General features: G+C 41.0%; 29 protein-coding genes and 1 rRNA gene. 29 read left to right on the forward strand and 1 reads right to left on the reverse strand.

Annotated elements, in window-relative coordinates:
* The 14 genes from rrf to rsmI all read left to right on the forward strand — a co-directional run.
* Positions 1–86: ribosomal RNA gene (gene rrf / locus ACLGGR_RS18535) — 5S ribosomal RNA — on the forward strand; the annotation flags it as partial.
* 171 nt (positions 87–257) lie between these two features.
* Complete coding sequence (locus ACLGGR_RS18540; protein WP_024425620.1) at positions 258–449, forward strand: sigma factor G inhibitor Gin; 192 nt, start codon at positions 258–260, stop codon at positions 447–449.
* A gap of 128 nt (positions 450–577) precedes the next feature.
* Positions 578–1192: a 5-bromo-4-chloroindolyl phosphate hydrolysis family protein gene (locus tag ACLGGR_RS18545; protein WP_048239524.1), complete on the forward strand. Its 615-nt coding sequence runs from the start codon at positions 578–580 to the stop codon at positions 1190–1192.
* A gap of 18 nt (positions 1193–1210) precedes the next feature.
* Complete coding sequence (locus ACLGGR_RS18550; RefSeq protein ID WP_410973649.1) at positions 1211–2275, forward strand: toxic anion resistance protein; 1065 nt, start codon at positions 1211–1213, stop codon at positions 2273–2275.
* A 77-nt stretch (positions 2276–2352) separates the two neighbouring features.
* A complete protein-coding gene (locus ACLGGR_RS18555) occupies positions 2353–3762 on the forward strand; it encodes an aminotransferase class I/II-fold pyridoxal phosphate-dependent enzyme (protein ID WP_410973650.1) in 1410 nt (469 codons plus the stop codon).
* Positions 3759–4397, forward strand: coding sequence for a dTMP kinase (tmk, locus tag ACLGGR_RS18560; RefSeq protein WP_048239529.1), 639 nt, complete (start codon positions 3759–3761; stop codon positions 4395–4397). The genes ACLGGR_RS18555 and tmk overlap by 4 nt, the downstream gene beginning before the upstream one ends.
* 79 nt (positions 4398–4476) lie before the next feature.
* Complete coding sequence (locus ACLGGR_RS18565) at positions 4477–4806, forward strand: cyclic-di-AMP receptor (RefSeq protein ID WP_024425625.1); 330 nt, start codon at positions 4477–4479, stop codon at positions 4804–4806.
* A gap of 12 nt (positions 4807–4818) precedes the next feature.
* Positions 4819–5259, forward strand: a complete 441-nt coding sequence (locus ACLGGR_RS18570; protein ID WP_142946791.1) for a YaaR family protein — start codon at positions 4819–4821, stop codon at positions 5257–5259.
* A gap of 11 nt (positions 5260–5270) precedes the next feature.
* Complete coding sequence (gene holB, locus ACLGGR_RS18575) at positions 5271–6260, forward strand: DNA polymerase III subunit delta' (protein ID WP_024425627.1); 990 nt, start codon at positions 5271–5273, stop codon at positions 6258–6260.
* Positions 6261–6262: 2 nt separating this feature from the next.
* Positions 6263–7090, forward strand: a complete 828-nt coding sequence (gene ricT, locus ACLGGR_RS18580; protein ID WP_024425628.1) for a competence/sporulation regulator complex protein RicT — start codon at positions 6263–6265, stop codon at positions 7088–7090.
* Between the two features lie 14 nt (positions 7091–7104).
* Positions 7105–7458 carry a DNA replication initiation control protein YabA gene (yabA, locus tag ACLGGR_RS18585; RefSeq protein WP_024425629.1) on the forward strand — a complete coding sequence of 118 codons (354 nt, stop codon included), beginning with the start codon at positions 7105–7107 and terminating at the stop codon, positions 7456–7458.
* A 55-nt stretch (positions 7459–7513) separates the two neighbouring features.
* The gene (locus tag ACLGGR_RS18590; protein ID WP_410973651.1) at positions 7514–8257 is read left to right on the forward strand and encodes a tRNA1(Val) (adenine(37)-N6)-methyltransferase; all 744 of its coding nucleotides are present in this window, start codon (positions 7514–7516) and stop codon (positions 8255–8257) included.
* Positions 8244–8543 (forward strand): GIY-YIG nuclease family protein, encoded by a 300-nt coding sequence (locus tag ACLGGR_RS18595; protein WP_251217153.1) that lies wholly within the window; start codon positions 8244–8246, stop codon positions 8541–8543. Before ACLGGR_RS18590 ends, ACLGGR_RS18595 begins: the two co-directional genes overlap by 14 nt.
* Positions 8518–9399: a 16S rRNA (cytidine(1402)-2'-O)-methyltransferase gene (rsmI, locus tag ACLGGR_RS18600; RefSeq protein WP_251217152.1), complete on the forward strand. Its 882-nt coding sequence runs from the start codon at positions 8518–8520 to the stop codon at positions 9397–9399. Before ACLGGR_RS18595 ends, rsmI begins: the two co-directional genes overlap by 26 nt.
* Before the next feature lie 45 nt (positions 9400–9444).
* On the opposite strand, the gene abrB is transcribed toward rsmI, so the two are convergent.
* Complete coding sequence (abrB, locus tag ACLGGR_RS18605) at positions 9445–9735, reverse strand: transition state genes transcriptional regulator AbrB (RefSeq protein ID WP_410973652.1); 291 nt, start codon at positions 9733–9735, stop codon at positions 9445–9447.
* A gap of 520 nt (positions 9736–10255) precedes the next feature.
* Here abrB and metG point away from each other — a divergent pair.
* The 15 genes from metG to ACLGGR_RS18680 all read left to right on the forward strand — a co-directional run bounded on the left by metG (position 10256) and on the right by ACLGGR_RS18680 (position 24136).
* Positions 10256–12256 (forward strand): methionine--tRNA ligase, encoded by a 2001-nt coding sequence (gene metG, locus ACLGGR_RS18610; protein WP_410973653.1) that lies wholly within the window; start codon positions 10256–10258, stop codon positions 12254–12256.
* Between the two features lie 81 nt (positions 12257–12337).
* Positions 12338–13105 (forward strand): TatD family hydrolase, encoded by a 768-nt coding sequence (locus ACLGGR_RS18615; protein WP_048239541.1) that lies wholly within the window; start codon positions 12338–12340, stop codon positions 13103–13105.
* Positions 13106–13349: 244 nt separating this feature from the next.
* Entirely contained in the window at positions 13350–14552 is a 1203-nt protein-coding gene (locus ACLGGR_RS18620; RefSeq protein WP_251217150.1) for a G5 and 3D domain-containing protein, read from the forward strand.
* Positions 14553–14713: 161 nt separating this feature from the next.
* Positions 14714–15274 carry a ribonuclease M5 gene (rnmV, locus tag ACLGGR_RS18625; protein WP_060595350.1) on the forward strand — a complete coding sequence of 187 codons (561 nt, stop codon included), beginning with the start codon at positions 14714–14716 and terminating at the stop codon, positions 15272–15274.
* Entirely contained in the window at positions 15267–16145 is an 879-nt protein-coding gene (gene rsmA, locus ACLGGR_RS18630) for a 16S rRNA (adenine(1518)-N(6)/adenine(1519)-N(6))-dimethyltransferase RsmA (protein WP_142946798.1), read from the forward strand. The genes rnmV and rsmA overlap by 8 nt, the downstream gene beginning before the upstream one ends.
* 134 nt (positions 16146–16279) lie before the next feature.
* On the forward strand, positions 16280–17164 hold the full coding sequence (yabG, locus tag ACLGGR_RS18635) for a sporulation peptidase YabG (RefSeq protein ID WP_024427198.1): 885 nt from the start codon (positions 16280–16282) through the stop codon (positions 17162–17164).
* Between the two features lie 213 nt (positions 17165–17377).
* Positions 17378–17635, forward strand: coding sequence for a biofilm formation stimulator Veg (veg, locus tag ACLGGR_RS18640; protein ID WP_024425637.1), 258 nt, complete (start codon positions 17378–17380; stop codon positions 17633–17635).
* Between the two features lie 163 nt (positions 17636–17798).
* Positions 17799–17984, forward strand: a complete 186-nt coding sequence (locus tag ACLGGR_RS18645) for a small, acid-soluble spore protein, alpha/beta type (protein WP_012008653.1) — start codon at positions 17799–17801, stop codon at positions 17982–17984.
* A 146-nt stretch (positions 17985–18130) separates the two neighbouring features.
* A complete protein-coding gene (gene ispE / locus ACLGGR_RS18650) occupies positions 18131–19000 on the forward strand; it encodes a 4-(cytidine 5'-diphospho)-2-C-methyl-D-erythritol kinase (protein ID WP_142946813.1) in 870 nt (289 codons plus the stop codon).
* 55 nt (positions 19001–19055) lie between these two features.
* Positions 19056–19889, forward strand: coding sequence for a pur operon repressor (gene purR / locus ACLGGR_RS18655; protein ID WP_024427197.1), 834 nt, complete (start codon positions 19056–19058; stop codon positions 19887–19889).
* 38 nt (positions 19890–19927) lie between these two features.
* The gene (gene ridA, locus ACLGGR_RS18660; protein ID WP_024425639.1) at positions 19928–20305 is read left to right on the forward strand and encodes a 2-iminobutanoate/2-iminopropanoate deaminase; all 378 of its coding nucleotides are present in this window, start codon (positions 19928–19930) and stop codon (positions 20303–20305) included.
* 224 nt (positions 20306–20529) lie between these two features.
* A complete protein-coding gene (gene spoVG / locus ACLGGR_RS18665) occupies positions 20530–20826 on the forward strand; it encodes a septation regulator SpoVG (RefSeq protein WP_008357439.1) in 297 nt (98 codons plus the stop codon).
* A 198-nt stretch (positions 20827–21024) separates the two neighbouring features.
* Positions 21025–22395 (forward strand): bifunctional UDP-N-acetylglucosamine diphosphorylase/glucosamine-1-phosphate N-acetyltransferase GlmU, encoded by a 1371-nt coding sequence (gene glmU / locus ACLGGR_RS18670; RefSeq protein WP_142946799.1) that lies wholly within the window; start codon positions 21025–21027, stop codon positions 22393–22395.
* A gap of 22 nt (positions 22396–22417) precedes the next feature.
* Positions 22418–23371, forward strand: a complete 954-nt coding sequence (locus ACLGGR_RS18675; protein ID WP_024425641.1) for a ribose-phosphate diphosphokinase — start codon at positions 22418–22420, stop codon at positions 23369–23371.
* Positions 23372–23509: 138 nt separating this feature from the next.
* A complete protein-coding gene (locus tag ACLGGR_RS18680; RefSeq protein WP_024425642.1) occupies positions 23510–24136 on the forward strand; it encodes a 50S ribosomal protein L25/general stress protein Ctc in 627 nt (208 codons plus the stop codon).
* The last annotated feature ends 62 nt before the right edge of the window (positions 24137–24198 follow it).

The following is a 24198-nucleotide window of genomic DNA, read 5'->3' on the forward strand; positions in this document are numbered from 1 at the left end:
GTTCCCATACCGAACACGGAAGTTAAGCTCTTCAGCGCCGATGGTAGTTGGGGGTTTCCCCCTGTGAGAGTAGGACGCCGCCAAGCTTCTATAAGGATCAGTTCCATGCGGAACTGGTCTTTTTTGTTTTTTAAGAAAAGGAACAAACACTCGATCTGACATGGATACATATACTAAACTACCATCTAAAACATTCTTAATTTTGTATACAATTGAAAGCGCTAGGGCATACTGAAGCTATAAGTGGAGGTGTCACAATGAGCAAAAAAGAGCGGGAAGCGATTTGTTTGATTTGTGAAGAGAAAAAAACAAAGGGAATTTATTTATATCATCAGTTTTTGTGCCGAGAATGTGAGCGAAAGTTAATTTCTACATCGACCTCGGATCCTAGCTATGCCGATTATGTTAGAAAGCTTAAAAATCTTCATACGCCGCCTTTGTATTCATAGACCATTAGATGGTCTTTTTTTATGGGCCATGAAGGATTGGGCCTGTTTTTTGGAACTTAGTTTGGACATCATCCGTAATTAATAATAAGATAAACAGAGAGCCTGATTATTCATAGGAGTCGATGAACATGAAATCAATTTTTTATACATTTATATGGGCCATCCTCTCTACTTTTTTTTCGCTTGTGATTTTAACCGTCAGTATTGGGGTTTTCCATCATCATGCTGGATTATCGATACTGTATGCGATGATGGGGTGGGGCGTGATGTTTGCAGGGAGCAGATGGGTTGCTTTCCAGTTGTTTTTAAAGAAACACGGACTGTCTCGTAGTGATTATGTATATATCAAACAACATTTAAAAGAAGCAGGACAAAAGCTCGTACGTTTAAAGAAGGCTTTATTTGCTGTGAAGAACGTACAGACGATCAAACATAATTATGAAATTCTTCGACTTGCACGACGAATCTATACGATTACAAAAAAAGAGCCGACCCGATTTTATGATGCACAGCGTTTTTATTTCGAAAGCTTGGATTCTGTCGTTGAACTAACTGAAAAATATGCACTATTATATAATCAGCCTGATCGCAGTCATGAGCTGGAAATGACACTGAGCCAAACTCGAGTGACGCTGACAGAGTTGCAAAAGCAATTGACGAATGATTTGCAGCAAGTATTAGGAAGAGACATAGAAGCCCTTCATATTGAGCTTGAAGTGGCAGATAAAATGATAAAGAAATAATGAAAGGAGTCAAACGTAATGAAATCAGAAGATCACATCCCAACACCATCTGCTTCCACTACAGATCTTCAGTTTCAGGTGTTTGATACCTTATCTGATGAGGAGAAACAAGAAGCCTTGCAGCGCGCTGTGCAGATCCCTGACAATCCGCAAAAGCTGCTTTTCTATGGTACACGTGTTCAGGAACGATTGATGGAGCAATCACAACAAATGATGAAATACGTTGAGAAAAAAGATATCGATCAAATAGGAGACGTGCTTGAGGCTTTTTTGCAGCAGCTGCATATAGTAGAACCTGAGGATTTACTGCCAAAGAAGCAGGGCTTTTTTTTGAAGTTGTTTCAGCGGGAGAAGCGTTCTACTCAGGAAATCATATCGCGTTTTCAACATGCAAAATCACAGATCGAGAGATTATCAGCAAGGCTTCGTTACGCAAAAGGCGGATTAATCTCGGACCATATGTTATTAGAGCGTTTATTTGAAGAAAATCAAACTTATTTCCAAGAGATGACGCTGCAGGTTGCAGCAGTTGAAGCGAAGATGACAACTTTAGAGAAGCAGATCATATCAGAAACGGAGCAGACTGGTAATCGGACTATAGAGGAGCAATTGATGAGTCAGGAAGTCAATGCAGAAGATTATATGGAGAGGCTGAAGGAACGGAAACATGATTTGCTGCTAAGCCGGCAAATTGCGTTGCAATGTAATGCCCAAATTCGAATGATCCAGCATACAAATCATACATTGGCTAATCACATTCAATCCACTGTTTCTGCATCTATTCCTCTATGGATCAACCAAATGTCGATTGCGTTAACGCATATTCAGCAGCGTGCCAATTCAGCTCTTGAGAATCGAATTCAAAAAACATATGAAAAGGTATCAAAGCAGCAGGGGGAGCTTCTTGAAGAGGCAGCTTTTGCACCTATAGATACGTTGAAAAAGGTTCAACGCCAATTAGCCGAAACCTTACAGGAAACGTTACAGGTGAAAGAGCATGGAAGCCAAGAGCGAGTTCGATTGAAAAACAGCATGTATGAGGCAGAACAGCAGCTGACGAATCATCAACCAATAAAGGAATGAGAATCCATCTTTCGGTTCCTTTGTATGAACGTTATAATAGACATAAGATATCGTTAAAGTGAAAAGGGTCGATTTGTTTGAAAACACCTTTATATACAGCATTAGCACAACATGCGGAAAAGAAGCCTTATTCTTTTCACGTTCCAGGACATCACAATGGAGATGTCTTTTTTGATGAGGCACGGTCTTATTATGAGTCCATTCTTCAGCTGGATGTAACGGAGCTTGAAGGATTAGATGATCTCCATCATCCAACTGGTGTGATTCAAGAGGCTGAACATTTATTGGCAAAGCTATATGGATCAGATCAAAGCTTTTTCCTTGTGAATGGGACAACTGTCGGAAATTTAGCGATGGTGATGGCAGCCTGTCGTGCGGGAGATGAGATTTTCGTCCAGCGAAATTGTCATAAGTCTGTTTACCATGCGATTGAGCTTGCAGAAGCAACGCCTATTATGGTAGAAGCTGAGGTAGACCCCCACCTGCATGTTCCAACACATGTGACGGATGAAACAGTAAAGAAAGCCATAGCAAAACATCCTAATTGCCGGGTGATCGTTTTGACTTATCCGAACTACTATGGGCATGCAGCTGATTTATCAAAACTGATTCACATGTGCCACGAAGCGGGTATGATCGTTTTGGTCGATGAGGCACATGGTGCACATTTTGTATTAGGAGGCGCTTTTCCTCCATCTGCTCTTTCCTATGGAGCTGACGTGGTGGTACAATCAGCACATAAAACCCTTCCGGCCATGACGATGGGATCCTACCTTCATCTTCAGGGGGGGCGAATGGATGCCAAACGCTTGAAAACATTCCTCACGATGCTTCAAAGCAGTTCTCCATCCTATCCAATTATGGCCTCATTAGATGTGGCAAGAGCTTATGTCGAGGAGATCAAGGAAAAAGGGATCTTGGATGGAATCATGAAAGGGCTGGCAGAGCTGAAAAATGAGTTCAATCGTATACCTCAGCTTGAAGTGGTCGAGTCTGAATTGCTTTCTAACGATCCATTAAAATGTGTTATTCGATCAACAAAAGGGCTGACTGGTTATGAACTAAAACGAGTGCTTGAATCAGTGGAAGTTCACCCAGAGCTTGCGGACGAACATCAGGTTTTACTTGTCTTTGGTTTAGAACAGAAGAAGGATATACCTTTTAAACGAATAGAGCAGGCCCTTAATCAAAGTGATTCATTGCTCAAAGGAAAAGATCATATCCAACATGAGGCGCTGGCTATTGAGAACGATGAGCATAGACAGGATATAGAAGCCGTTTCATTTGAACATGCAGTAGGCCGGGTTAGTGCAGAATCGGTTATTCCATATCCACCGGGTATTCCTTTGATCGTTAAGGGAGAGCGTATTGAAATTGAGCAAATTGCGGCTTTAAGCCGTTTGCTTGGACATCAGGTTCATGTTCAAGCCAGTCAGGTGATACATCAGAGAAAATTATATGTTGATATAGAAGAGGAGACACTATGAGCGGTATGTTTATTACGTTTGAAGGGCCGGAGGGTGCCGGAAAAACGACAGTGATTCAGAAAGTGTATGAAGAAATGGAACGCCAAGGTTATGCAGTGATGGCCACTCGTGAGCCTGGCGGCATTGACATTGCAGAGCAGATTCGTGAAGTCATTTTAAATGAAAAAAACACAAAAATGGACGCAAAAACAGAAGCTTTGCTGTATGCAGCTGCAAGAAGACAGCATTTGGCTGAAAAGGTAGAACCGGCATTACAGCGCGGGCAGACAGTTTTATGTGATCGTTTTGTCGATAGCTCCCTTGCTTATCAAGGCTATGCGAGAGGGCTTGGGATTGAAGAAGTAAAGTCAATTAACGACTTTGCTATTAATGGCACGATGCCGCAAATGACCATTTATTTTTCTATTACACCTGAGGAAGGGCTAAAGCGAATTGATGCCAACCAGGGAAGAGAAAAGAATCGATTAGACATGGAGACGCTGAATTTCCACCAGCTGGTCAGAGAAGGCTATGAACTGCTTATTGCACAATCACCAGAACGATTCCGTGTAGTGGATGCGTCTCAGCCGATGCAGGCTGTCTATGAAGAAGTCCTTCAATTGATTCAGGACACATTAAAGCAAAATCAAATATGACCTAATTCCCAATCGTTGTTATAATATAGAGGAAGACATCGGCATGTCATCTGTGCCTAAAATAAAGGAGGCCAATCAAATGAAATTAATTGTTGCCGTTGTACAGGACCAAGATAGCAGCAAGTTGTTGAAAATATTGACTGAACATCATTTCGGCGTGACAAAATTAGCTTCAACTGGTGGGTTTTTAAAGTCTGGGAATACGACTTTTATTATTGGTTGTGATGATGTCCGGGTGGATAAGGCATTACAGCTTATAAAAGAAAATTGCCGTAAACGTGATCAAATGATCGCGCCCGTATCCCCAATGGGTGGAAATGCAGATTCATACGTACCATACCCTGTTGAGGTTGAAGTTGGCGGAGCTACTGTCTTTATTCTGCCAGTTGAACAATTTCATCAATTTTAAGGATGGGTTGCTGTGAAAATTAATCAAGATATGCGGCTGCGTTTAGAAAAGCGTGAACTTCAAGCGATGAAAGGAAGCCAGACATCTGCCTCCTTTAAAGCTTCGATGGAGACGCAAAGCGGCAAACTGCGCTTAGAACAGCTGACGGTCATGCTGAGTGATATCGAAGTGTTCGGTAAAAAGCTCGCAAAGTCACGAAACCTAAAGGACTTGGCTAAGTTTAAAGGACTGGTGAAGCGCTTTGTGAAAGAGACAGTCGATAATGGTTTAAATATAGAAACATCAAGGAGCTTTGACATTTATGGCAACACACGTACACTCGCTTTAGTCAAAGCGCTGGATGAAAAGCTGATTGAATTAACAGAGGATATGATGAATCAAGAGAAACCATCTATTGATTTGCTTGAACGTATTGGAGAAATAAAAGGTTTATTGATTAACCTTTACACATAGAGAGTGATAACATGGCAATTAGCTGGGATGACATGAATGATTTGCAGCCGCGCGTCATGCGGCTGATTTTTAATAGTATTGATAAAGACCGACTTGCGCATGCCTACTTATTTGAAGGAAAAAAAGGGACAGGAAAACTGGATGCAGCGATGCTTTTGGCTAAGAGCTTCTTTTGTTTGGAATCAGGAGTGAAACCATGTGAATCCTGTCAAAACTGCAAAAGGATTGCATCAGGAAACCATCCCGATTTACATCTTGTACAGCCTGATGGCCAATCAATTAAGAAGGCGCAAGTGCAGGCACTGCAGGAGGAATTTACAAAAGCAGGTGTAGAATCTCACCGGAAAATGTATATTATTCTTCATGCGGACAAAATGACGGTCAATGCCGCGAACAGTTTATTGAAGTTCCTAGAGGAGCCTAATCGGGAAACGATGGCGGTTTTAATCACTGAGCAATCGCATAAAATGCTGGATACGATTATTTCAAGATGCCAGATGCTCAGCTTTCAGCCGCTGCAGCCACAATCCTTGGAGCAGCAGCTTTTACAAGAAGGCGTATCTCAGCATCTCGCAAGGCTTTTGTCGAATTTAACCAATAATTTAGCAGAAGCACTCGAATTAAGTCGAAATGATCAGTTTGCAGAGTCTAGAGCGAAAGTGATAAAATTGTATGAAGTCTTACACCAGCGAAAAGAACATGCATTTTTTTATATACAGGATCAATGGATGCCTTTTTTCAAAGAGAAAGACCTTCAAGAAACAGGTCTGGATATGCTTTTATTTATATATCGTGATGTATTGTCGATTCAAATAGGAAATGAAGATAAAGTCATTTATCAAGACTTATTCCAGACAATGAAGCAGCATGCGCTGCATTCCACACAGCAGATGGTGACCAGCCAGATCCTTGCTGTACTAGAAGCGAAAAAGAGACTTCAATCCAACGTGAATGCCCAAGGGCTGATGGAGCAATTGGTGTTGATGTTGCAGGAGGGATAAGCTTGTACAACGTAATTGGTGTTCGCTTTAAAAAAGCGGGCAAAATCTATTATTTCGATCCTAATGGATTTCATATAGAAAATGATAGTTGTGTCATTGTAGAAACGGTCAGAGGGGTTGAGTACGGGCAAGTGGTCATCGCCAACAAAAAAGTAGATGAACACGATGTGGTTCTCCCTCTGCGTAAAGTCATTCGTGTAGCAGACGAACGAGACCGGCTCATCGTTGAGGAAAACAAAGAAGCAGCGATGACAGCCTTTGATACATGTCTTCAGAAGGTAAGTGAACACGGGCTAGAAATGAAACTCGTTGATGTTGAATTTACATTTGACCGAAACAAGGTCATCTTCTACTTCACAGCAGATGGCAGAGTCGATTTCCGTGAGCTGGTGAAGGATCTTGCATCAATCTTCAAAACGAGAATTGAACTTCGCCAGATTGGCGTAAGAGACGAGGCAAAAATGCTTGGCGGCATTGGTCCTTGCGGGCGTATGCTTTGCTGTTCGACATTCTTAGGAGACTTTGAACCAGTGTCTATTAAGATGGCAAAGGATCAAAATCTATCGTTAAATCCTACAAAAATTTCAGGACTTTGCGGCCGTTTGATGTGCTGCTTGAAATATGAGAATGATGAGTATGAAACAGCGAAAGAACAATTACCGGATATCGGCGAAACGATTCAGACGTCTAATGGCTCTGCAAAGGTAGTAGGGCTCAACATTTTAGAACGAATTTTGCAAGTTGAATTAACCGGGCAAGAAAAAGTGATAGAATATACATGGGAAGAATTATTACAAGAAGGCGTTGTATCTGCACAAACAACTGAGTAACGAGGTGTGCCACCTTGGATAAAAAGGAACTATTTGATACGGTGATTAATTTAGAAGAACAAATCGGTTCTCTTTATCGCCAGTTAGGTGATTTGAAAAATCATATCGGTGAAGTGATTGAAGAAAATCATCAGCTGCAGATGGAGAATCAGCACTTGCGTGAACGTCTGGATCAGTCCGATCGAGACAAATCGTCTGAGGCAGAGAATGATTCTGCCCAGAAGCCAAGTCATTCTGATATAGGAGAAGGTCATGATAACCTGGCCCGGTTATATCAGGAGGGCTTCCATATTTGTAATGTACATTATGGAAGCATTCGTAAAGAGGGAGACTGTTTGTTCTGTCTGTCATTTTTAAATAAAAAATGAGAAAAGGCTTCCGCTGAATCGGGAGCCTTTTTCACAGGAAAAGAAAGGATACATCATGGTTTCGTTAAGAGAAGATGAACGTTTAGATTACTTGCTCGCCGAAGATATGAAGATTATACAAAGTAAAACTGTGTTTGCCTTTTCGTTGGACGCAGTGTTATTAGCTAAATTTGCGTATGTACCGATCCAAAAAGGGGAGATCATAGATCTTTGTACCGGAAATGGCATCGTGCCATTGCTGCTTTCGACTCGATCTAAGGCCTCGATTACGGGTGTTGAAATTCAAGACCGGCTGTTTGATATGGCAAAAAGAAGTGTGGAGTATAATCAACTAGAGCATCAGATTGAATTGATTCATGGTGATTTGAATGATATGCCAAAACGGTATGGAAACCACAAAGTAGACGTGATTACTTGTAATCCGCCATATTTTAAAACTCCTTCTAAAGATGAAATCAATGAAAATGAGTATTTGGCGATCGCACGACATGAAATTCATTGTACATTAGAAGATGTCATTCGTGTTTCTTCCACTTTGCTGAAACAAGGAGGCAAACTGGCAATGGTTCACCGCCCTGGGCGCCTGCTTGAGATTGTTGAAATAATGAAGAAATATCGAATTGAGCCGAAACGAATTCAATTTGTTTATCCGAAACAAGGAAAAGAAGCGAACACCATTTTAGTGGAAGGGATGAAAGATGGAAAGCCGGATTTGAAAATCCTACCGCCACTTTTTGTTTATGGAGAAGACCAAGAGTATACTGAAGAAATCAGGACGATACTGTATGGAGAAGCATGATCATTATTTCTATGTATTAAAATGTGCAGATGGCAGCCTGTATGCGGGTTATACAAATGATTTACAAAAAAGACTGATGACCCACAATAGTGGAAAGGGAGCAAAGTATACAAGAGCGAGACGGCCAGTTGAGCTTTTTTATCATGAATGTTTTGCAACCAAAAGAGAAGCCATGCAGCAAGAATATCGTTTCAAAACGTGGACGAGGAAAAAGAAAGACATTTATATAGAAGAAATGCGAATGGAAAAGGAGGCGGCACATGAAAAAGACACAGAAAAGCTTTGATGGTCAATCTGGCATGGGCATTCTTTATCTCGTCCCAACCCCGATTGGAAATCTAGAAGATATGACGTTCCGAGCGATACAAACATTAAAAGATGTAGACTATATTGCCGCAGAAGATACAAGGCAAACGAAAAAGCTGTGTCATGTATACGAGATTGATACACCCTTAACGAGTTATCATGAGCATAACAAGGACAGCAGCGGCCACAAGTTAATCGAATGGCTAAAAGAAGGGAAAAATATCGCACTCGTGAGTGATGCCGGTTTACCGACGATTTCAGATCCAGGGGCTGAAGTGGTTCGAGATTTTACTAGCATCGGAGGCTATGTCATTCCGTTACCTGGCGCCAATGCTGCACTAACGGCACTCATTGCATCAGGAATCGCGCCTCAGCCATTTTTCTTTTACGGATTTCTCGACCGTCAAAAAAAAGAAAAGAAAAAGCAGCTTGAAACCTTGAAGAAACGCCAAGAAACGATCATTTTCTATGAAGCGCCCCATCGATTAAAAGAAACGCTGACTTTGATGAAGGAAGTGTGGGGGAATCGGAACATCGCAATTACGAGAGAACTGACGAAAAAATTCGAAGAGTTTATCCGTGGAGATTTAGAGTCTGTGCTGACATGGACTGCGGAGAATCAAATCCGAGGTGAGTTCTGTCTTGTGGTACAAGGGAATGATCAAGCTGAAGAAGAGCTGAATGAAGAAGCATGGTGGACGTCCTTATCTGAAAAAGAACATGTGATCCATTACATAGAGGAAGGATTAACGTCGAAGGAAGCCATTAAACGTACAGCTGTTGAACGTGGTGTGCCAAAGCGCACGATATACGATGCCTATCATATTGAACAATAAAGAAAGGTTCTTGCAAACGGTGCAAGAACCTTTTTTATATGAACCTTATTTTTGTAATTGAAGTTGGTTTTGGATTTCGTTAATGATTTGCTCTGCACCTTCACGGCTAAGAACTAATTTACCATTAGCAAGCTTAAGGTTATCGTCTGATACTTCACCTGTTACTTGGCAAGTCATATTTGGTTTATATTTTTTTAGGATAATTTTTTCATCATCAACATAAATTTCCAAAGCGTCTTTTTCAGCGATTCCTAGCGTACGGCGAAGTTCGATTGGAATCACCACGCGTCCTAATTCGTCAACTTTACGTACAATACCTGTAGATTTCATCTTCATTCTCCTCCCAAAAAGAACTTATTCTTAAAATAATATTATCTTCGTCATTATTCGACAAATTCCTTACATTCCTAGCATAACAAGGTTTCCATAAATCGTCAATCATTTTGTTTACTATTGTTTGTAAAATATGACTCTTAAAGTCAAAAGACCTTGAAACTACTGATGTATAAGGATTTTGCAGGCTTTTTCTATGAAAATTTAAGAAATGACGAGTTCAGATTAACAAGACTTTTGCCCTAATTTAGCCAATTGTAAATCTGGAAATAGATTTCATACGACAATATTCGACAAAATGTCGACGGGTTTGTCGTTTTTTTCGAAAAACTCATCTTTTTCGATCATTTCATCTCGTTCTATGTATATATGCTTGATCTTAAAGGCTAAGATGGTATCATAGAGAAAGCACAAGTGCAAAATTGAATGAATTGATCTGACACATTTTCATGTAATGATGATAACCGCTCTCGTCCATTGGGCGGGAGTTTTTGACATTTACACACACGCAGGAGGTTCCGACATGCCAGAAAAGAAAAAAACGTTTTATCTGACAACACCTATTTACTATCCGAGCGGAAAATTACATATTGGACATGCTTATACGACAGTAGCAGGAGATGCTATGGCTCGTTATAAACGTCTTCAAGGCTATGATGTGATGTATTTAACGGGTACAGATGAGCACGGACAAAAAATTCAGCAAAAAGCTGAAGAACAACATATCACACCGATCGAGTATTTAGATCCAGTCGTAGAAGACATTCAATCATTATGGAAGAAACTCGACATTTCGAATGATGACTTCATTCGTACTACGGAAAAAAGACATACGAAAATCATTGAGCAAGTCTTCCAAAAACTGCTTGATCAAGGCGATATTTATTTAGATCAATATGAGGGCTGGTACAGTATTCCTGATGAGACATTCTATACAGAAACACAGCTCGTTGATGTTGAGCGTAATGAGAAAGGGGAAGTCATTGGCGGGAAAAGCCCTGACAGCGGTCACCCTGTTGAATTAATTAAAGAGGAATCCTATTTCTTCCGCATGAGTAAGTATGCGGACCGTTTGCTCGATTATTACGAAAAAAATCCATCGTTTATTCAGCCTGAATCAAGAAAGAATGAAATGATTAATAACTTCATTAAACCAGGTTTAGAGGATTTAGCAGTATCAAGAACAACCTTTGATTGGGGAATTAAAGTTCCTAACAATCCAAAACACGTCATTTATGTATGGATTGATGCGTTATTCAACTATTTAACTGCGATTGGCTATGGAACAGATCAAGATGAAAAATATAAAAAATATTGGCCAGCCAACGTACATCTCGTAGGAAAAGAAATTGTACGCTTTCATACGATTTATTGGCCGATTATGCTGATGGCATTAGATCTGCCTCTGCCGAAACAAATTTTCGCACACGGCTGGCTGCTCATGAAAGATGGCAAAATGTCTAAATCAAAAGGGAATGTGGTAGATCCGGTCACATTAATTGATCGCTATGGCCTCGATGCCCTTCGTTATTATCTGCTTCGCGAAGTACCATTTGGTGCGGATGGTGTGTTTACACCAGAAGGATTCGTGGAACGTGTAAACTATGACCTTGCCAATGATTTAGGTAATTTGCTTAATCGTACAGTTGCGATGGTGCAAAAATATTTTGACGGCACTTTAAGCAGCTATAAGGGTCCTGTTAATGAGTTTGATGAGGAACTGAAAGCAGTAGCTGAGCAAACAGTCAAAGCCTATGAAGAGGCGATGGAAAACCTTGAATTCTCTGTGGCTCTTTCAAATGTTTGGACATTAATCAGCAGAACCAATAAATATATTGATCAAACAGCTCCATGGGTGCTGGCAAAGGATGAAACAAAACGAAAAGAACTGCATTCTGTTATGTATCATTTAGCAGAATCACTTCGAATCACAGCAGTACTCTTAACGCCATTCCTAACGAAAACACCTGAGAAAATCTTCTTCCAGCTTGGAATTGAAGAAGAGAAGCTCAAAAGTTGGGATAGTATCCTATCATTTGGTGCGATTCAACAAGCGACGGTACAAAAAGGAGAGCCTTTGTTCCCGCGTTTAGAGGTTGAAGAAGAAGTAGCCTACATTAAAGAAAAAATGCAGGGAAGTGCACCTAAGGCAGAAGAAGAGAAAGTGGAAATCGAAGAAACGGAATTACCTGAGCTGGGAGCAGAAATTGCATTTGATGATTTCTCAAAAGTCGATCTTCGAGTTGCACAGGTATTGGAAGCAGCTCCAGTTAAAAAAGCGGATCGTCTCTTAAAGCTTCAGCTTGATTTTGGATTTGAAAAAAGACAAATAGTTTCTGGGATTGCCAAGCACTATCAACCAGAGGAATTAGTAGGGAAGAAACTCGTTTGCGTAGCGAATCTTACACCAGTTAAACTCAGAGGGGAAATTTCCCAGGGAATGATTTTAACAGGAGAAACTGGCGGGAAATTGCAGGTTCTTGAAGTAGATCAATCTCTAGCAAATGGAACAAAAATTTTATAAATCAACAAAGGTGTTCCACGTGTAACATTTCGTCGAACACCTTTTGTTTTTTAGGAGAATTGTCGAAAGGAGCAATCAACCATGTTATTTGATACACATGCCCACTTAAATGCCGAACAATACAATGAAGATTTAGAGCAGGTGATCGAAAGAGCGAAAAGCGAAAAAGTTGAGAAAATCGTGGTGGTAGGGTTTGACCGCCCAACAATTACGAGAGCGATGGAGTTAATTGAAGAGTATGATTTCATATATGCAGCTATCGGCTGGCATCCAGTCGATGCTATTGATATGACAGATGAGGATTTGGCTTGGATCAAAGATTTATCTCAACACGAAAAAGTGGTAGCGATTGGAGAAATGGGTCTGGATTACTATTGGGACAAGTCGCCAAAAGATGTGCAAAAGGAAGTCTTTAGACGCCAAATTGCTCTTGCGAAGGAAGTGAATCTTCCAATCGTTATTCATAATCGTGACGCAACGGAAGATGTCGTGACGATTTTAAAGGAAGAGGGAGCAGCTGAGGTTGGAGGTATTATGCACTGCTTTACTGGCAGTCTGGAAACTGCAAAAGCGTGTATGGAGATGAACTTTTATATTTCATTCGGTGGACCCGTGACATTTAAAAATGCCAAAAAGCCAAAGGAAGTTGTAAAGGAGATACCAAGTGACCGGCTTTTGATTGAAACAGACTGCCCATACTTAACGCCCGTGCCATTTAGAGGGAAACGTAACGAGCCAAGTTATGTGAAATATATCGCAGAACAGATTGCGGAGCTGAGAGAAATCAGCTTTGAAGAGCTTGCTGAATTGACAACAAAAAATGCAAAAAAAGTTTTCCGTATAAACTGACAGTATATGATGTCAATCCTTGTTTAAGCTTGTCCAATTGTGAAACATAACGAAAAAGTTCTACACGTTTGCGCCTCCTCATAGGATAAGTTGTCGATAAGTCTTTCTTCCCTTCCTTCCATAAATCTCCCATAATAGGTTTACAATCGAGCATTTTTGTACAGTGGGTGGAAGGGTTGACAGGTTTTGAGATACTCTATATAATCTCTCCGAGGAGAAGGAGGCGTTTTTCATCGTACAAAAAATGAAAAATCTGTTTTCTGTTAAGCTAGGAAAAGGCAAGGTTTTATTACTAGTTGTTTGCTTGCTTTTAGCTGGGACTGGAACGGCTTACGGTGCGCATGAGCTCACTAAGCAGTCTATTACCATTTCAATCAATGGTAAAGAGAAGACAATTCGTACACATGAAGAGACAGTAGCTCAGCTGCTTTCAGACCTTGGAATAAGGACCAAGGCGGAGGATCATATCTCTCCAAGTCTAAATACAAAAATTCAAGACAACATGAACATTGTGTATGATGCGGCTATACCGGTTCATCTGACCCTAGACGGGAAAGAGAAAACGATATGGACTACAGATCAGACGGTTGGAGCATTATTGAAGAATGAGAAGATAGATATTGGGAAGCACGATCAAGTAACTCCAGGAAAGAATGACAAGTTAAAAAAGGATATGAATCTTGTGGTTCAGCAGGCCTTCCAGGTCAGCTTAAATGATGGAGGAAAAGATAAAAAAGTGTGGACCACTTCGACTACGGTCGCTGACTTTTTAAAGCAACAAGAGCTGAAGCTCAAGAAGCACGATAAGATCAAGCCTGCGTTACATAGTAACCTTTCTAAAAAGAGCGCAGATATTAAGATCACTCGGGTGGAAAAAGTCACCGATGTAGTGGAAGAGAAAATTGCTTTTGATACCAAACATAAAAAGGATCATTCTCTTGAAAAAGGAAAAGAGAAGGTGCTTAAAAAAGGTGAAGAAGGTAAATTGAAGAAGCACTATGCCATTGTGAAAGAAAACGGCAAAGTGGTGTCTAAAGAATTGATTAAAGAAGTGACCGAAAAAGATAGTAAGGACCGTTTAGTGGCGATTGGTACACAAGTGACCAAAAAGGAGCCTACAGCGTCCCCTGCGGTTTCACGAAGCAATGAATCGTCAGGAAAAGAATTTTATGTGGCGTCAACAGCCTATACAGCGAGCTGTGCTGGATGTACGGGCAGAACGTCTACAGGCTTTGATTTAAAAGCAAATCCGGGTGCAAAGGTCATAGCAGTTGATCCGAGTGTCATTCCGCTGGGCTCAAAAGTGTATGTGGAAGGCTATGGATATGCCGTTGCATCAGACACTGGATCTGCTATAAAAGGGAATAAAATTGATGTGTTCGTCCCAAGTAAGTCGGCAGCTTATCAATGGGGAAATAAACGAGTGAAGATTAGAGTACTCAAATAAACACATCAAATCATTTATATGAACAGAGGGCTTTGCGCACCCTCTGTTTTTTTGGTTATAATAGAAGCACTGTTTTCTAATTAATTAGACGCAAAAGCAGCATGAAAGGTTTCGTTTTTTTAACCAAAAAATGTAGATTGTTTTTGCAAGCGGAGGAATACATGAAAATCAAAGAAATCATTGTGGTGGAGGGTCGTGATGACACTGCCAGAGTGAAAATGGCGGTGGATGCAGATACGATCGAAACAAACGGATCTGCCATTGGCGATACAGTCATTCAACAAGTGCGTCTTGCTCAGGAGACGAGAGGAGTCATTATTTTAACAGATCCCGATTTTCCTGGTGAGAAGATCCGTAAAACCATCGCAGAGGCGGTTCCTGGCTGTAAGCACGCTTTTTTGCCAAAACATCTTGCGAAGGCGAAGCGGGATAAAGGAATTGGTGTCGAGCATGCTTCCTTGGACAGTATTCGGGAATGTCTTGCCCATGTCCATGAAGAAATGGAAGAATCGGAAAGTGACATTACATTAGACGATTTATTTGACGCAGGCCTTATCGGAGGCGAAGCATCGAAACGCCGCCGTGAACGACTAGGTATGCTTTTAAATATAGGATATACCAATGCGAAGCAGCTCCAAAAGCGCCTTCACATGTTCCAAATAACCAAACATGATTTTATTGCGGCCTTAAAGACCGTCATGCAGGAGGAAGCCGATGAATAAAGATATTGCGACACCCGTCAGAACGAAGGAAATACTGAAGAAGTACGGTTTCTCTTTTAAAAAGAGCTTAGGGCAGAACTTCTTAATTGATACAAATATTTTAGATCGCATTGTCGATCACGCAGAGGTTACAGATGAGACCGGCGTCATTGAAATTGGGCCTGGTATCGGCGCATTGACAGAGCAGCTCGCTAAACGTGCAAAGAAAGTCACCGCTTTTGAAATCGATCAGCGTTTATTGCCTATCTTAAACGATACGCTTTCTCCATATGATAATGTCACGATCATTCATCAAGATGTGTTAAAGGCGGATGTGAGAAAGGTCATCGAAGAAAATTTTGCTGACTGTAAGGAAGTGATGGTTGTTGCCAACCTTCCATATTACGTGACAACCCCGATCATTATGAAATTGCTAGAAGAAAACCTTCCATTGAAAGGGATTGTGGTCATGCTGCAAAAAGAAGTAGCAGATCGTATGGCAGCTGTCCCTTCATCAAAGGAATACAATTCACTTTCTATTGCAGTTCAATTTTATACGGAAGCAAAAACGGTGATGGTTGTGCCTAAAACGGTTTTTGTTCCACAGCCAAATGTCGATTCGGCTGTGATTAAGCTGACTGTTCGTGAAACGCCTGCTGTCTCAGTAGAAAATGATGCGTTTTTCTTTCAATTGATCCGAGCGAGCTTTGGCCAGCGCCGGAAAACATTGATGAATAATTTGATGAACAATCTACCTGATGGAAAAAAACATAAAGTGATCATCGAGGAAGCACTTCAAACAGCAGATATTGATGGAAAGCGGCGCGGAGAATCATTGTCCATTGAGGAATTTGCCCGTTTGTCGAATGTTTTACAAAAAGCCCTTTCGTAAGGGCTTTTTTCTTTTGTTTTTCACCACTTCAACTGTTCGGGCATAGGCTAGAAAGAACAGCACATATGAAAGACGAACATGTTTAGTGCAAGACGATACCAACAGGATATGAGCCTGATTGTGGAGTGAAAAGCATGCAATTTCAAATAGGAGATATGGTGACGAGGGCATCCTATCAAATGGATATTATGTTTCGAATCATTCGAATTGATGAGACAGATCAGCACGAAGCCACTGCCATATTGCATGGGAATGAAGTGAGGCTGATTGCTGATGCTAAGATGTCGGATCTCGTCTTGATTCAAAAAGAGGAGCAGCTGACAAGGGAAAAGGACGACGAACGGAAAATTAACGAATCGCTCGACTTACTAAGACAGGATTATCAGCTGCTGCGTGAAAAACAAGAGTATTATACATCTGGACAATATCAGCATCAGGAGCAGTATTTTCACATGCCTGGAAAGGTCCTTCATCTAGATGGAGATGCTTCATACTTAAAGAAATGCTTAGACGTATATGAACGAATAGGTGTGCCTGTGTACGGAGTGCATTGTCATGAGAAGAAAATGCCAAGCGTGATCGATTCGTTACTTGATCAATATCGGCCTGATATTTTAGTCATTACAGGGCATGATGCGTATTCCAAGCAAAAGGGCGGCGTAAATGATATCGGTGCCTATCGCCATTCTCGTCATTTTGTTGAAACGGTTCAAAAAGCAAGAAAAAAAATTCCTCATTTAGATCAACTTGTGATCTTTGCAGGCGCCTGTCAATCTCATTTCGAGTCATTGATCCAAGCAGGTGCCAATTTTGCAAGCTCACCTTCACGTGTGAACATTCATGCGCTCGATCCCGTGTATATCGTTGCGAAGATCAGCTTCACTCCATTTGTAGATCGAATCAATGTGTGGGATGTGCTTCGTAATACATTAACAAGAGAAAAAGGCCTTGGAGGCATCGAGACGAAGGGTGTTTTACGGGTAGGTATGCCATATAAAAAAGACCATGAATCGACATAACCCGACTGATTTCAGTCTGGTTTTTTTTATGTTCAAAAAGAAATTTCAATAGGATACATAATTCACCGGAATTTGAGAAAAATAGGGAGGAGAAAAGGTAGAAGTTTGTCAAAATTATTTTGTTGACAATGGCTCGTGTTGGTTGATATAATTTAATTTTTATTTGACAAAAACGGGCCGTTGTTGTATAATTATCTCAGTGAGGTGGATGCAATGGCGAAGACTTTGTCCGACATCAAAAGATCGCTTGATGGTAACTTAGGTAAACGTTTGACGTTAAAGGCTAACGGAGGCCGCCGTAAAACAATTGAGCGTTCGGGCATTTTAGCTGAAACGTACCCTTCTGTATTTGTGATTCAATTAGATCAAGATGAGAATTCGTTTGAAAGAGTTTCTTACAGTTATGCAGATATACTGACTGAGACGGTCGAATTAACGTTCGATGATGCCGCTAGCTCAGTCGCCTATTAATGGGCAGTGAACTTCTTGTTTACTGCTTTTTGTTTTGCCTTTTTTTCTGAATGGGAGTCTGTCCATTTTTTGAAAGGGGTAAAAGAAAGGATTCGATACAAAATAAGAAAGCCACAAAAGCAGTGGCACTGATTCGAATTCTCGACTAAAGGGGCTGTTTCGTTTGGGTAGACGCCGAGGCATTATGTCAGATGAGTTCAAATACGAGCTGGCGAAGGATCTTGGATTTTATGATACCGTCAAAAATGGAGGCTGGGGAGAAATTCGTGCGCGTGACGCAGGTAATATGGTCAAACGTGCCATCGAATTAGCTCAGCAGCACATGGCTCAGGATGAGAATCAACGATAGAAAAATGGTCAGGGATACCTCGGGTGTCTCTGGCTTTTTTTGCTGAAAAAGTCAGTGTGCTGGGCGTAAAAGCCAATATTCATCAGATCCATCAAATGTGATACAATATTGATACTTATGTTTAGATGGAGAAGTAGGTGAAATGTTTGCGTATTTTAGAAAAAGCACCGGCAAAAATTAATCTCTCACTTGATGTTCATGGAAAAAGACCGGATGGATATCACGAAGTGGAGATGGTGATGACAACAATAGACCTTGCAGATCGACTTGAACTGACGGAGCTGGAAAAAGATGAAATCCGTGTATCATCTCATAATCGATTTGTGCCAGATGATCAGCGTAACTTGGCTTATCAAGCGGCTAAATTACTCAAAACAAGGTTCGGTATTCAAAAAGGGGTATCGATTGTCATCACAAAAGCAATTCCTGTTGCAGCAGGTTTAGCTGGAGGCAGCAGTGATGCTGCAGCAGCGCTTCGCGGTTTAAACCGTTTGTGGAAGTTAAATCTCACGTTAGATGAATTGGCTGAGCTTGGAGCGGAGATCGGCTCAGATGTTTCTTTTTGTGTACACGGAGGCACAGCACTAGCGACAGGACGTGGAGAGAAACTGAAGCATATCGCGACACCGCCGCATTGTTGGGTGATTTTAGCGAAGCCGGTGATTGGGGTATCTACAGCTGAAGTTTATAGACAATATGACGCAAGCAAAGTAGAACACCCAAATGTACAGCGTATGATTGAAGCCATTGAAGCGAAAGACTATAAAGAGATGTGCGGCTCACTCGGTAACGTTCTGGAGTCTGTGACATTAAAGATGTATCCGGAAGTAGATATGATCAAAAGACAGATGAAGCGTTTCGGTGCTGATGCTGTATTAATGAGTGGAAGCGGCCCAACTGTATTTGGCTTGATTCAATATGAATCGAAGGTACAAAGAATATATAACGGACTGAGAGGATTTTGTGATCAAGTATACGCTGTCCGCATGATCGGCGAACAAAATGCCCTTGATTAAATCCGTATATTAAGTTATATTATTCATAAATTATTCGGGTTCTGGGGGTAAGTTCATGAAGTTTCGTCGAAGCGGCAGATTGGTGGACTTAACAAATTATTTGTTAGCCCACCCGCACGTACTAGTACCTTTAACTTTTTTTGCAGAACGTTATCAATCTGCAAAGTCCTCCATTAGTGAAGACTTAACGATTATCAAACAGACCTTCGAACAGCAGGGAATAGGCACATTGCTTACAGTACCTGGCGCTGCTGGCGGAGTGAAATATATTCCAAAAATTCACCTAAAAGAAGCAGATGACGTAGTAAACGATATCGGAGAGGCATTATCAACTCCTGAACGTGTACTTCCTGGCGGTTATTTATATTTAACCGATGTTTTAGGCAATCCATCGATTCTTGCGAAAATCGGTAAGCTGTTTGCGACCATCTTTGCGGACCGTGCGATTGATGTCGTCATGACCGTTGCGACAAAGGGTATTCCAATTGCCTATTCTGTTGCGGGTTATTTAAATGTGCCTGTTGTGATCGTTAGAAAAGATAATAAGGTAACCGAAGGATCAACAGTCAGTATTAATTATGCGTCAGGTTCGTCTAACCGAATTCAAACCATGTCCCTTGCAAAGCGCAGCTTAGATAAAGGCTCCAATGTGTTGATCATTGATGACTTTATGAAAGCGGGCGGAACCATTAACGGCATGATGAATTTGCTTGAGGAATTTAATGCAAATGTTGCAGGGATCGGTGTTCTTTTAGAAGATGAAGGCGTAGATGAACGTCTTGTCGATGAATATGTTTCATTGTTAAAGCTTTCGACCATTGATATGAAGCAAAAAATCATTGAGATCAATGAAGGCAATTTCCACGAGTTTTTTCATCCGAAAGCGTAAGCTTTGATCAAACATGTATTTGAATGGGAGAGATTGATATGACAAAAGTTGTTCAAACCAAACATGCACCAGCAGCCATTGGACCTTACTCTCAAGGAATTATTGTCAATAACATGTTTTACAGCTCAGGGCAGATTCCATTAACCCCAGCTGGAGATTTTGTCAATGGAGATATTAAAGAACAAACACATCAAGTGTTCCGTAATCTTGAGGCTGTACTTGAAGCAGCAGGTGCTTCCTTTGAAACAGTCGTGAAAGCAACTGTTTTCATCAAAGATATGGAACAATTCGCTGAAGTGAATGAAGTGTACGGTGAGTATTTCCATACACATAAGCCAGCTCGTTCATGTGTGGAAGTGGCAAGACTTCCAAAGGATGCGCTTGTAGAAATAGAAGTAGTTGCATTAGTAAAATAAACAGGCACTCTCAATGAAAGCCGTTTGGTTTCATCATATGCAGGAAAAGACATCATCATGATGTCTTTTTTTATGCTGAGAATGTAAGCGTCGTCACCGATATGACAAATAATGTATAAATATCCCGATATTTCAAAAAAAGTTTAAAAAAAGAGCAGGAGAATCACTACGATCGTTGAATACCTAAGTAATGCTTTTATATTGGGAAAAGGTGGTGAACTACTGTGGAAGTTACTGACGTAAGATTACGCCGCGTGAATACCGATGGTCGCATGAGGGCGATTGCATCCATCACGCTGGACCACGAATTTGTTGTTCATGATATTCGTGTGATTGATGGAAACAATGGGTTGTTTGTTGCAATGCCTAGCAAACGCACGCCTGATGGAGAGTTTCGCGATATTGCACATCCAATTAATTCAAGCACTCGGGGTAAAATCCAAGATGCTGTATTAAATGAATATCATCGCTTAGGCGAAGAGGAAGAAACAATTGAATATGAAGAAGCTGGAGCTTCTTAAACATACGTGAACCTAAAAAGACAGCTTTAAGAGAAAATGAATGTTTTCTTTTAAATGCTGTCTTTTTTGCGTTCTTTCTCTTGTTTCTTAAGTGTTTCATCTGTTAGAAAATTATTGTACTTCCTTATGTATCCTTGAAATCAGTCCTTATTTAGGATATATTTTTCTATGGATAATAGGGATATTGGAGGCCAATCAATGGATAAGCGGTTCGCAGTGATTTTAGCAGCGGGAAAAGGAACGAGAATGAAGTCGAAGCTATATAAAGTACTTCATCCAGTTTGCGGAAAGCCAATGGTCGAGCATGTGGCAGATGAAGCGTTAAAGCTTTCTTTAGCCAAGCTAGTGACGATTGTCGGTCATGGAGCAGAGGACGTCAAAGAGCAGCTTGGAGACAGAAGTGAGTATGCACTTCAAGAAGAACAGCTGGGAACAGCCCATGCCGTCAAACAAGCAAAGTCGTTCCTCGCGCAGGAAAAGGGAACAACCATTGTCATTTGTGGTGATACGCCATTATTGACAGCGGAAACAATGGAAGCCATGTTAAGCGAGCATCAAAAACATCAAGCGAAAGTCACTATTTTAACAGCACATGCGGATGATCCGACAGGCTATGGCCGTATTATTCGTGACGAAACAGGTGCTGTCGTGAAAATTGTGGAGCATAAAGATGCGAACGATGCAGAGCGTCAAGTGAATGAAATTAATACAGGGACTTATTGCTTTTCAAATGAAGATCTCTTCCGTGTGATCGAGCAAGTGTCGAATGAAAATGCACAGGGTGAATACTACTTGCCAGACGTCATTGAAATTTTAAAAAATGAAGGGCAAACAGTTGTAGCTTATCAAACACCGCATTTTGAAGAAACACTTGGAGTTAATGATCGTATCGCTCTATCACAAGCAGAGCAATTCATGAAGCGACGTATTAATCATCAGCATATGAAGAATGGTGTGACCTTGATTGATCCTGAGAACACGTATATTTCGCCAGATGCTGTCATCGGTGAAGATACAATCATTTATCCTGGGACGGTCATCAAAGGGAATGTAAAAATCGGTGCAGACGCCACTATTGGGCCAAACACTGAAATTGTTGACAGCATCATCGGAGATCGAACAGTCATTAAGCAATCTGTCGTCTGCGATAGTGAGGTTGGAGTTGATGTGACAATTGGACCGTTCGCTCATATTCGCCCGTTGTCGAAAATTGGCGATGAAGTGAAAATCGGGAATTTTGTCGAAATCAAGAAAACAGTTTTCGGTGACCGCAGCAAAGCATCTCATCTAAGCTACATTGGAGATGCAGAGGTCGGAACTGATGTAAACCTTGGCTGTGGTTCCATTACAGTCAACTATGATGGGAAAAACAAATTCTTAACGAAGATTGAAGACGGCGCCTTTATTGGCTGTAATTCAAATCTTGTTGCACCAGTCACTGTCGGAAAAGGGGCATATGTTGCAGCCGGTTCAACGGTTACAGAAGATGTACCGCAGGATGCATTGTCTATTGCTAGAGCAAGACAAGTCAATAAAGAAGATTATGTGAAAAATATTCATAAAAAATAATCCAAATACCCGGAGGTTTACCATGTCTAATCGTTATGCTGATGCGAATTTAAAGATATTCTCTTTGAATTCAAACCCTGAACTTGCCAAAGAAATTGCCGATCGTATCGGAGTTGATGTAGGAAAGAGCTCTGTTAAACGCTTTAGTGACGGTGAAGTCCAAATCAATATTGAAGAAAGTATCCGCGGCTGTGATTGTTATGTCATTCAATCCACAAGTGCGCCAGTCAATGAGCATATTATGGAGCTGCTCATTATGGTGGATGCACTAAAACGCGCTTCTGCGAAAACTGTCAATATTGTGATCCCTTATTACGGATACGCACGTCAAGATCGTAAGGCAAAGCCACGTGAGCCAATCACTGCGAAGCTTTTTGCAAACTTGCTTGAAACAGCAGGTGCTACACGTGTGATTGCACTTGATCTTCATGCGCCGCAAATCCAAGGTTTCTTTGATATTCCAATCGATAACTTAATGGCTGTGCCAATCTTAACAAACTATTTCGAACAGAAGAATCTGAATGATATTGTTGTCGTGTCTCCTGACCACGGTGGTGTGACACGTGCGCGTAAAATGGCAGATCGCCTGAAAGCGCCAATCGCAATTATTGACAAACGCCGTCCAAAGCCAAACGTTGCTGAAGTCATGAACATTATTGGTAACATTGAAGGCAAAACAGCCATTCTAATCGATGATATCATTGATACAGCTGGTACTATTACACTTGCTGCAAATGCACTAGTCGAAAATGGAGCAGCTGAAGTATATGCTTGCTGTACGCACCCAGTATTGTCTGGACCAGCAGTAGAACGTATCACAAACTCTAAAATTAAAGAATTAGTTGTGACAAACAGTATTCAATTAACTGATGACAAGAAAGTTGGAAAATTCATTCCGCTTTCAGTTGGGCCTTTGCTTGCAGAAGCCATCATCCGTGTACATGAAGAAGAATCTGTGAGCTACCTTTTTAGCTAATTCTTTTACTGAAAAAGGCCCTAGGCATCAGCTTAGGGTCTTTTTGCTTTCATCAATCACAGTGAAACATGTTTAAAATGATTCGGTTATGGGTAATTATGAGAGTAGTGACAAAAAAGAAATAGGATGGTGCTGAATATGGCAACTTTAAAAGCAAATAAAAGAACTGATTTCAAACGTTCCACACTGCAAAAAATCCGTCATTCAGGACACGTTCCTGGTGTCATATACGGAAAAAATACAGACAGCCTGGCTGTTTCATTAGACAGCATCGATTTATTAAAAACCTTACGTGATGAAGGGAAGAATACAATTATCACCTTAGACGTGGGTGGCGAAACGAAATCTGTGATGGTGACAGAATTACAAACAGATCCGTTGAAAAACGAGCTTGTCCATGCTGATTTCCAAGTCGTTGACTTACAGCGTGAAATTGAAGCAGATGTACCAATACAGCTGATTGGCGAGTCTAAAGGGGTAAAAGATGGCGGTGTGCTTCAGCAGCCACTATTTGAACTATCTGTTACAGCGAAACCAAAAGATATCCCGCAGAATATTGAAGCTGATATTACAAACTTAGAAGTCAATGATGTCTTAACAGTTGCTGATCTGCCTGTTCAGTCATCTTATCAAATCAATAACGATCCAGAAGAAGTCGTTGCATCCATTCTGCCGCCTCAGCAATCAGAGGTTCCGGAGCCAGATAGCGAAGAGGAGCCGCAAGAGCCTGAGGCCATTAAAGAAAAGGATGACGATGGAGAATAACTGGTCATTTTAGAGACGTAACCCTCCCGCGGTTGCGTCTTTTGTGCTAGAATGAAAAGAAT

The organism is Bacillus sp. BD48, assembly GCF_046566805.1.
Taxonomy (GTDB): domain Bacteria; phylum Bacillota; class Bacilli; order Bacillales; family Bacillaceae; genus Bacillus; species Bacillus safensis.